Origin of the sequence: Streptomyces azureus, from assembly GCF_001270025.1 — a bacterium.
Lineage (GTDB): Bacteria > Actinomycetota > Actinomycetes > Streptomycetales > Streptomycetaceae > Streptomyces > Streptomyces azureus.
Genome location: NZ_DF968274.1, coordinates 1 through 8,496, shown reverse-complemented (window position 1 = coordinate 8,496; position 8,496 = coordinate 1). Strand labels below are relative to the sequence as shown.

Here is an 8,496-nt window from a genome sequence, read left to right as displayed (position 1 = left end):
TCCCGGCCTGATCCACCCGAAAAACCATCTCACCCGACCAGCCAACGTGACAGCGCCCGAGCCGTCGTACGGATATCACCACTGCCCGCTGGGCTCCGTCTGCTTCTTCAGCGAACAGAACGGCAACGGCGACATCTGCAGTTGGAAAGGGGACGACACGGACTGGCTCGCGGGGAAGGAGACCTGCGCCTGGACCCGGGACCGCCCGGAGAAGTCGGTCTTCGTCAACGTCCCCGACGACGGCCGGGCGCCGGGCGGCGTGGAGTACTTCCGGGGCCGCGACTTCACCCCCACGGGCATCGACCGCACCCGGCACAGCCGGCGGACCGGCTGCACCGCGGTCCGCCAACAGGGCAACCTGGCGGGCACGTACGCCCCGCTGTCCCACCGTTGGATCGATCACTGCTGAGGCGGTCCTCACCGCGTCCGCGATGCACACCGCTCTCCCCAGTGGAACGCGTTCCCTTTTCCTGAGAAGGGAACCACCCCTAACTTTAGGGCTTGTTAGTACAACAAGGGGGACAAATGATGTACAGCATCATCGTGGTGCCGCCCGAGTACGGCGGGCCCGGGGAACAGATCCGCCTCGCGCCCGGGGAGCAGCTCGACTTCGGCCGGAGCACGGGGGCGCCAGGCCCTCACCTCACCATCGCGCACGAAGGGGTGTCCCGGGCCGCCGGCCGGATATCCGCACACGACACCTTCTGGATACTGAGCAACCTCAGCCACTCCCAGACCTATGTCGTGGAGAACCCGGAGGGTGCGGGCGAGCACATCAAGGTCGCACCGGGCCGCCTCAACGCCCCGGTACCCTTCGAGTTCGCCCGGGTCGTACTGCCCGCCGGCGGCGAGCTGCTCAGCTTCGAAGTGTGGGCGCCACGCCACGACTACCTCGACACCCGGGCGACGGACCAGGAGTCCCCCGGCGGCGCCAGCACCGCCCCGGCGTTCGCCCTGGACCGCTCCAAGCGCTACTTCGCGGTGCTGACCGCGCTGTGCGAGCCCCGGCTGCGCGGTGCGCCGCACGCGCAGCTGCCCACCGCCGAGCAGCTGGCCGAGCGGCTGCGACCGATCTGGCCCACCACCAACCGCGCCGCCGTGCAGTGGAACATCGACTACCTGGCGGTGAAGCTGCGCCTCAAGCCCGCCCCGGACACGGTGGAGTCCGGTCCCCGGCTCAACGGCAAGAAGGAGTCGCTCGTCTCGCTCGCGCTCCGCTTCGACCTTGTCCGGGAGGACGATCTCGTCCTGCTCACCCGCCCCCGCGAGGCGGTGCGGTGAACCCGTTCCGTACGAGCCCGGGACATCCGTACTCCGTGCACGTCCCCAAGGGCTATCGCGTCGGCGGCTGGGAGGTCCGCGAGCCCATGGCCGCCGGGGCCTTCGGCAGCGTGTACGCGGGCCGACGCGTCGGCCCGTCCGGGGAGCCACCGTCCGTGTCCGCGCTGAAGTTCCTGCCCACCGGCACCAGCACCCCACGCCAGCTGCGCCATCTGCGGGAACTCGCCGAGCGCGAGGTGAAGTTGCTGAGCCGGCTGCAGGCGCCACGCCTCATCCGGTTGTACGAGACGCTGACGGTGGACGACCCCGGGCACCCGGAGCTCGACGGCGCCACCGTCCTCGTACTGGAGAAGGCCGAGGAGTCCCTCGACGCCCTGCTCTCCCGGACGCCGAGACCGCGCGGCGGGCCCGAGCTGCTGGCCCAGATCTGCGCCGGCCTGTACCAGCTGCACTACGCGGGCTGGGTGCACGGCGACCTCAAGCCACCCAACGTCCTTCTCATGAAGGACGGTTCGGTGCGCCTGGCCGACTTCAACATGGCCGCCGAGATGGAGGGCACGCACGCGTACACCCCCGCCTTCTCCACGCCCGACTACACCCCGCCCGAGCTGCTCTGGTCCGAGATCGGCGAACGCGGCCGCCAGATCCGCCCGGCGGCGGACGTCTGGGCCTTCGGCGTACTCGCCCATGTCGTGCTCACCGGCTCCCAGCCGCTGCCGGGCTCCACCCCGTCCGCCCGCCGGGACGCGGCGGTGCGCTACGCGCAGGGCCATGACGAGTTGCGCCTCTCCCCCGAACTCCCCTCCCCCTGGCAGCAGATCATCGCGGACTGCCTGGCCCGCACGCACCGGGAGCGCGCCGTCCACGACACGGCGTCACTGCTGCGCAGGGTGGAGTCGGCGGCGGGCACGGCCCGCTCGCCCCGGTCGCACCCGCTGCCTCGGCGGTGGCGCTGGGCCGCGATGGCGGCGGCCGGGCTCGCGGCGCTCGGCTTCGGGGTGAACAACGCCCTGGCGGGGGCGGGCGAGACCGCCGCGGGCGCCGTGGGTTATGACCGGTGCGACAAGGGCAGCGTCTGCTTCTTCACCGAGCGGGACGGCATGGGCGAGATGTGCGCGTGGGACGGCGACGACAACGACTGGACAGCAGGCGAGAACCATTGCGGCTGGGCCGCCCCGAAGAAGGCCCGGTCGGTCTTCAACAACGGCCACGACACCGACGCGGGCGAGGAGTTCGTCGATGTCGCCTACTACGCGCAGAAGCGGCTGCGGGAGCCTCTGGGCTGCGTCGAGGTGGGCGCCAGGGAGAACTTCACCGCGCCGCTGCGGATCCGGTCGCACATCTGGGAGAAGAAGTGCCGAGCCAGTGATGCGCGCCCTTCGGCGTCCCAACCCTCTGAGATACGAGTACGCGGTGACGGCCCTCCGGCGGGACGGTGAGCGGAGCACACCTCCGCCGGGCACGCCGCCCGGCCCTGCGAAAGGGGTCCGATGCCGCAGAGCAAGAGGAAAGTCCGGCGCCTTGGACACCGGCTGCGTACGGCGATGCTCGCCTGTGCGGCCGCGCTGTCGCTGGGAGCCGCCACGATGTCCGGCGCTTCGGCTTCCGGTTCCGCTTCGGCTGCTGGTTCCGCCTCCGCCGACGGGGCATCGGTCACGCAGGCGCCACCCCCGGGCAAGCCCGCCTTCCAGATGCCGTTCTCCTGCCAGAGCCAGTGGCAGCTCAACACCTACGACGCCGGGCACGACCCCGCACTCGACATCGTGGTGAAGGGCAACACCGGATCCGACGGCCTGCCCGTACAGGCGTCCGCCGCGGGGACGGTCACCGCGACCTACTGGGACAACGGCTCGGGGAACACCATTCAGGTCAAGCACGCGGGCGGCTGGTTCACGGCGTACTACCACCTCAAGGACGCCCCCGACCGCTACGTCAAGAAGGGCGACAAGGTCCAGCCCTCGACGCGCATCGGCCGGATCGGCGCCTCCGGCGGCACGAGTTGGGCCCATCTCCACTACGAACAGCGGTACTTGGCGACCGGCGACTTCACCGACGAAAGGCACCGCAAGCCGGTCCATTTCAACGGCGTCGAGTACACGGGCGTCGGCAAGCAGTGGCCGAGCGTGACCAGCGCCAACTGCGGCGACTCCGCCGCCTGGAAGGACTGCCCGCCGGGCTCGGTGTGCTTCTACTCCGGCACTGACGGAACCGGCAGCGTGTGCCGGACCGACAGCGACGACCCCAGCAGCGCGTGCGGTCTGCGCAAGTCGTTCTTCAACAACGGCAACGTTCAGGAGGGCTACGACCACGTCCAGGTCACCTTCGTGGAGGGCGGCGGCGCCTGTCTGCACCGCGGCTGGGACGAGGGCCGGGGCAACTTCGCCTCCGGCGGCCGGACCATCGACTCCGTGCGGTGGCGGGGCGAATGCCCGGCCTGAGCGGGGGTTTCGCCAGCGCGTACCGCCACTCCTCTGATGTACGAGGTACCGGCACCCGGCCCGGTCGGCCATGGTGTGAACACGTCACCGGGAGCGGCGTGGCACACCGGAAGCGACATCACTGAACGTCGCCCACAACGCCCGGCCGCACCTTCATGCGCCTCGATCGAGGCAGACCAAGGGGGAACAAACATGCGCAAACTAGGTGTCACCATCGCCACACTCGCCCTGACGACCGTCGGCCTGGGCGTCCCGGCCACTTCAGCCCAGGCCGCCAGCGGTTACGACCGCTGTGTGAAGGGCGACGTCTGCTTCTTCTCCGGCAGCGGCGGTAGCGGAAGCATGTGCAGCTGGGACGCCGACGACAGCGACTGGCGGGGCGGTGCCATCACGTGCTCGTGGTCGGGCACCACGCAGGTCAGGTCGGTATACAACAACGGCCACTCGGGAGGCTACGACAGCGTCAAGTACTACCGCTACGCCAACTACAGCACCTACGAAGGCTGCGCAGCCAACGGCTTGAAGCACACCTACTCGACCCCGAAGACCCTCCGCTCCCACAAGTGGGCCACCAGCTGCTGATCGGGCAGGCTGTCGTGCCCCGGCGCCGCGCGAAGCGCGGACGGCGCCGGGGCGCTGGGCTGCCCTCCAGGGGACACGGCCGACCCCGACGACGAGACCGGTCGCGGTCCTGCCCTGATCGACGCGATCACCCTGTGCCGAGCCGCCGGGCCGGATCAGCGCACGGCCGGACCGCCACTCGGCGCGCGCGTGGCGGCGCGCAGCACGGCCGCCCCGACCGGGGTGAGGGTGTGCAGCACCGACGGGCCGTTGCGGTGGCTGGTGATGAGTCCGGCGCCGCGCAGGGCGGTGGCGTGCCTGCTGGCGGAGGACGCGGACACGCCCGCCGCGCGGGCGATCTCACCGGTGGTGGCGCCGGCCGCGATGACCCGCAGCGCAACGGCCCGCGAGCTGCCGAGCAGGACGGTCAGGGGAGTCGACGGCGATTCGGCCAGGGGGTGCGACGCCGGGACGGCCGGCTCGTGCAGCAGCGGATAGCACAGGACCGGCTGCAGCTCGGGGGCGGCGAGACTGACCGGGGCGTCCCAGGAGAAGTACGACGGGACCAGCGTCAGGCCGCGGCCGTCGAGGTGCAGGTCCCGGTCCTCGACCGGGTACTTGACGTGCAGGACAGGCCGGCTCCAGCGCGTCATGGGGCTGAGCCCTGCCAGCATCCCCTCGACGCCGCCGTCCATGAGCGCGCGACAGCCCGCGCTCCGCTCGGCGTCGACGCGGGCCCGCATCTGCTCCTCGTACGGCGCGAGGACAGCCTCGTGGTAGGCGCGCAGCACCGCACAGCGGTCGCCGACGCCCGCCGTACCGCCGTCATCATCACCACCGACGAGCAGTTCTACGAAGCCCGCAGGCTCCGCCGGCCGTACCTGCTGCTCCCCGGCTGGATCGACCCCACCCGCCGCTCAACCCTCGCGCCCCGGCCGCTTACGGCCGGGGCAGCCCGGGGCCGTCATGAGCGAAACGGCCGTCACCTGCTCGAATCAGAATCGAAAGGCAGTCATGCCCGTCACCGCACAGGCCACCGCTGGAACGCTGCTGCTGTCCGCTCTTGCCGCGTATGGCGTCACCCCGCAGCGCGAGCCCTTGAGCTATGTCCCCCCTCGACCCGGGCATTCCGTCCGGCGCCCCCCTGGACTTCCCGCACCTGTACACAGCCGACAAGAACCCGGACGTCGACCACGACCCGGAATCACACACCGGATGGATCGTCACCCTCCACGACGCCAACGGCGAGCCGGTCAGAGAGCTCTACAACACCTCTGGCGAGCACCGGGTGGACTGCGTGCAGGACTCCGCGGCTGCTGCGCAAGCCATCGTCATCGAGCAGCGCCGCGCCGTGCTGCGCGCCACCGTCCTGCCTCGCATCGCGGCCCCCTGAGAGCGGCGCCACGTCAGAGAGGCATCGATGACTGGGCTGAGGCGTGGCCAGCGCGCATGTGCCCACCGAGCGGCTTCGGCCTTGCTCACCTGCCTGCCAGTGGTGAGGGTCACCAGCGCCCGGCAGGCCGTCAGGACCGTGTAGGCGTGTCCTCCCCGGTGCGCGACATGTGGCGCCCACTCGCGTAGCGAGAGCACCATGCTGACTACAGCTGCTCGCACTCTGTCCGTCGGCACGGGTGCCACAACGGACTCGACCGGCAGCCCATCGAGCGTCATTCCCGTCTCCCGCACGAGCTGCAGGTCAGGACCCATTCCTGCGTCACGGATGTCGAATGGAGTGGCGAGCCGGGGGACACAGTGACCAGCAGCGAGACCCTGCCAGCAGCGCCCGGCCGACCCGAGAGGATCGCCACGGGCGCGTAGACGATGTCAATCCGGTCGAGGAAATCAGGGTGCGCGGACCAGATCCGGCGGTGAGCGGTGTCGAGTCCATCCAAGGCTTCTTGGTCGAGCTCATCCGCCACTGCTGCTACCAGGTCGATGTCACTGACGCCCTCGTCGAAGTCGCCGACGACCGCAGAACCGTACAGATACACGCCCACCAACTCGTCACCCAGAGCTGAACGTACCTCCTCCAGCAGGGCGGGAAGGACGTGACCACCACTCTGTGCGGTCATACTTCTTCGGCGCGGCTTGGGCGGGGCTGGAGGACGTCGTCGCGGTGGTCGGGCGCACCGTCGAGCACCCGGGTGTGCAGATCCGCGCCGGTCAGATAGGCCGAGCGGAGATCCGCGTCGCTCAGATCCACCCCGGGGAGCCTGATGGGTGCCCTTTCAGTGAAGCGGAGGCCACGCAGGTCGGTTTTACTCAGGTCGATGACCGTACCCCTGTCGCGGTCGAGGCGGCGATGGGCCAGCGTGGCGATCGCTACCCGTACGTCCGCCTCCGGAGTGGGAGTGGCCTCGGGGTCAAGCGGTTCTTTCAGGCTGTCTGCGCTCGACCCGGCGTGCCGTTGTGCGAAGGCGGCCAGCACGGAGACGACCGTCGGATGGTCGCGAGCGGAGTCCTGCATGATGCGCTGCAGGGCGTAGATGCCGCCCAGTCGGATGTCCAGGGACTGCGATCCCAGATTGCCGACTGCGGCGTTGAACCGGCTGGTGATCTGTCCGTGCTCGGAGATGCGTAGTTCCTTGCTGGCTTGTCCGACCTGCATCCAGGTGAACAGCAGCGCGCCCAGAGCGGCGAGCCCCGGCAGGCTGACCGCGATCAGACCGACCCACTGCATCCGGTCCCGGCCCTCGGGCCTCGGCGCCGTCGACCGGCCATGGTGTCGACGCCGGCGGACGTGACGGCGACGAGCGATACGGCGAAGCCCATCGGCGCTCAGTTTCCCAGCCACCTGCACATCGCATCCCGCGGGCCGAGCGGCAGCAACTCTCACTGCTCCAAATTGTCGTGGCTGCGGCGCTCGGGGACGCCGGGAACCATCGGCAGCACGGGCTGGAACCGGTCCAGGGCCTGGCGGCGGCCACGGGCATGTCGCAGTCGGCGATCTCGCGGATCGGCGTACTCGGTGCTGGCGGCGGTCACCCCCTGGCGGCACCGGCTCCCACCCCGGGGGACCTGCCGCCCAGCCCCGGGATCAGCACTGCCGCCACCGCCAGGTGCATCAGAGCGAGAGAGACCCGGGTGCCGCCGCCCATGCCGTCGCCGATGAACGGCAGGAAGGAAACGGCCAGTACGGCGTCGGCCACCCCGGTCCAGATGGCGCGGGCGCGCCGCGCCCCGAACCGCTCCAGGGCGGCCAGCAGTCCCCAGCCGGAGAGCGACGCGAGCAGTGCGGCGACCGCCACGGGCACGGCGCCGATGTCGAGCGTCTGCTCCCCATCGGCGATCCGCAGCCGATGCCCCAGCAGCGGGTCCGCGACCAGCCACACCAGGACGGGGGCCAGGACGGCCAGGGCCGTAACCCCCAGGCGCCTTCTCCGCGCGCTCACTTGGCGTCCGAGAGCGCCCCATGCAGGAAGACCTCCACCAGCTCCTGCGGGGTCAGGTCAGGCTCGTCCTCCGTACGCGGCTGGGTGAAGAGCACCCCGAAGAAGAGAGCCGCGATCTGCTCCGGCGGCCGGCGCAGGGCGGCCTTCTCCGGCTCCAGCAGCTCCGCGAGGGCCGCGCGGATACGGGTCGTCGACTCGTCGCGGCCCGCGCCGCGCACCGTACCGGGGTGCTTGCCGCCGCGATGCCCCAGCGAGCCGACGATCGCGCCCATCCTGGACATGTGCGCCTGCAGTGCCTCGGCCGCCTCCGCAAGCCGGTCGGGCAGCGGCTGGGATACGTCGATCGCGTCGAGCTCGCGGACGGCGTGCTCGGGGGAGAGCGCCTCGGCAATGCAGGCCTGCAACAGCTCGCCCTTGTCGGCGAAGACCCGGAAGATCGTGCCCTCGCCGATGCCCGCGGCGCGGGCGATCTTCGCGGTCGTCACCGCGGCCCCGTACTCGGCGATCAGCGGGATCGCGGTCTGGATGATCATCGCGCGCCGCTCCTCCGGCGACATGCCGGGGGCGCGGCGGCGGGTGGTCTGGTTCTCCTTAGGTGCTGTCATGGCCGTCAGCCTACGGAGTGAGTACTCACTCCGTCAATGAGTGAGTCCTCACTCCGCCCGCTTTCTCGTACTCGGCGCTTGCCGTTGGCAGCCCGCCAAGATCCACAACTACGGCTGGAGTACTAGTGTCCCGCGCCGGAAGTTCCTAGGTAGTTTCCGCTGAGCTGCGGACGGTCAACGCCCTTGGTCGGCGGCGAGAATCCGACCGCCGAGACGAGA

Annotated in this window: 12 protein-coding genes and 1 pseudogene; 6 read left to right on the top strand and 7 right to left on the bottom strand. The window is 70.4% G+C overall.

From position 1 onward, the window contains the following. The 5 genes from AOQ53_RS17230 to AOQ53_RS17210 form a co-directional block, all read left to right on the top strand. Positions 1–409, top strand: a 409-nt coding sequence (locus tag AOQ53_RS17230) for a peptidase inhibitor family I36 protein (protein WP_236711712.1), incomplete at its 5' end; no start/stop codon positions are given. 119 nt (positions 410–528) lie between these two features. Further along, positions 529–1,281, top strand: a complete 753-nt coding sequence (locus tag AOQ53_RS45230; RefSeq protein WP_059418286.1) for a hypothetical protein — start codon at positions 529–531, stop codon at positions 1,279–1,281. An 86-nt stretch (positions 1,282–1,367) separates the two neighbouring features. Continuing rightward, a complete protein-coding gene (locus tag AOQ53_RS45225; protein WP_099054622.1) occupies positions 1,368–2,720 on the top strand; it encodes a protein kinase domain-containing protein in 1,353 nt (450 codons plus the stop codon). Positions 2,721–2,771: 51 nt separating this feature from the next. Beyond that, on the top strand, positions 2,772–3,719 hold the full coding sequence (locus AOQ53_RS17215; RefSeq protein ID WP_078945352.1) for a peptidoglycan DD-metalloendopeptidase family protein: 948 nt from the start codon (positions 2,772–2,774) through the stop codon (positions 3,717–3,719). Positions 3,720–3,911: 192 nt separating this feature from the next. After that, entirely contained in the window at positions 3,912–4,301 is a 390-nt protein-coding gene (locus tag AOQ53_RS17210; RefSeq protein WP_059418282.1) for a peptidase inhibitor family I36 protein, read from the top strand. Between the two features lie 155 nt (positions 4,302–4,456). On the opposite strand, the gene AOQ53_RS17205 is transcribed toward AOQ53_RS17210, so the two are convergent. Beyond that, complete coding sequence (locus AOQ53_RS17205; protein WP_330219356.1) at positions 4,457–5,071, bottom strand: hypothetical protein; 615 nt, start codon at positions 5,069–5,071, stop codon at positions 4,457–4,459. Between the two features lie 314 nt (positions 5,072–5,385). On the opposite strand from AOQ53_RS17205, the gene AOQ53_RS46330 reads away from it, so the two are divergent. After that, on the top strand, positions 5,386–5,673 hold the full coding sequence (locus AOQ53_RS46330; RefSeq protein WP_059418280.1) for a hypothetical protein: 288 nt from the start codon (positions 5,386–5,388) through the stop codon (positions 5,671–5,673). Between the two features lie 53 nt (positions 5,674–5,726). Here the strand turns inward: AOQ53_RS46330 and AOQ53_RS48095 are convergent. The 6 genes and pseudogenes from AOQ53_RS48095 to AOQ53_RS17185 all read right to left on the bottom strand — a co-directional run. After that, positions 5,727–5,873, bottom strand: a pseudogene (locus tag AOQ53_RS48095) (aminoglycoside adenylyltransferase domain-containing protein); the annotation flags it as partial. 74 nt (positions 5,874–5,947) lie between these two features. After that, positions 5,948–6,352, bottom strand: a complete 405-nt coding sequence (locus tag AOQ53_RS41170; protein WP_078945350.1) for a nucleotidyltransferase domain-containing protein — start codon at positions 6,350–6,352, stop codon at positions 5,948–5,950. After that, on the bottom strand, positions 6,349–6,960 hold the full coding sequence (locus tag AOQ53_RS17195; RefSeq protein WP_059418279.1) for a pentapeptide repeat-containing protein: 612 nt from the start codon (positions 6,958–6,960) through the stop codon (positions 6,349–6,351). Before AOQ53_RS17195 ends, AOQ53_RS41170 begins: the two co-directional genes overlap by 4 nt. Before the next feature lie 152 nt (positions 6,961–7,112). Beyond that, the gene (locus AOQ53_RS44670) at positions 7,113–7,265 is read right to left on the bottom strand and encodes a hypothetical protein (RefSeq protein WP_167745728.1); all 153 of its coding nucleotides are present in this window, start codon (positions 7,263–7,265) and stop codon (positions 7,113–7,115) included. Beyond that, positions 7,262–7,672: a DUF6069 family protein gene (locus AOQ53_RS17190; protein WP_059418278.1), complete on the bottom strand. Its 411-nt coding sequence runs from the start codon at positions 7,670–7,672 to the stop codon at positions 7,262–7,264. The genes AOQ53_RS44670 and AOQ53_RS17190 overlap by 4 nt, the downstream gene beginning before the upstream one ends. Next, positions 7,669–8,277, bottom strand: coding sequence for a TetR/AcrR family transcriptional regulator (locus AOQ53_RS17185; protein WP_059418277.1), 609 nt, complete (start codon positions 8,275–8,277; stop codon positions 7,669–7,671). The genes AOQ53_RS17190 and AOQ53_RS17185 overlap by 4 nt, the downstream gene beginning before the upstream one ends. Positions 8,278–8,496 lie beyond the last annotated feature (219 nt).

Bases quoted from the DNA above. Each gene is read 5' to 3' on its own strand.
- AOQ53_RS45230 (WP_059418286.1), top strand. From the start codon at position 529: ATGTACAGCATCATCGTGGTGCCGCCCGAGTACGGCGGGCCCGGGGAA.
- AOQ53_RS45225 (WP_099054622.1), top strand. From the start codon at position 1,368: ATGGCCGCCGGGGCCTTCGGCAGCGTGTACGCGGGCCGACGCGTCGGC.
- AOQ53_RS17215 (WP_078945352.1), top strand. From the start codon at position 2,772: ATGCCGCAGAGCAAGAGGAAAGTCCGGCGCCTTGGACACCGGCTGCGT.
- AOQ53_RS17210 (WP_059418282.1), top strand. From the start codon at position 3,912: ATGCGCAAACTAGGTGTCACCATCGCCACACTCGCCCTGACGACCGTC.
- AOQ53_RS46330 (WP_059418280.1), top strand. From the start codon at position 5,386: ATGTCCCCCCTCGACCCGGGCATTCCGTCCGGCGCCCCCCTGGACTTC.
- AOQ53_RS41170 (WP_078945350.1), bottom strand. From the start codon at position 6,352: ATGACCGCACAGAGTGGTGGTCACGTCCTTCCCGCCCTGCTGGAGGAG.
- AOQ53_RS17195 (WP_059418279.1), bottom strand. From the start codon at position 6,960: ATGCAGTGGGTCGGTCTGATCGCGGTCAGCCTGCCGGGGCTCGCCGCT.
- AOQ53_RS17185 (WP_059418277.1), bottom strand. From the start codon at position 8,277: ATGACAGCACCTAAGGAGAACCAGACCACCCGCCGCCGCGCCCCCGGC.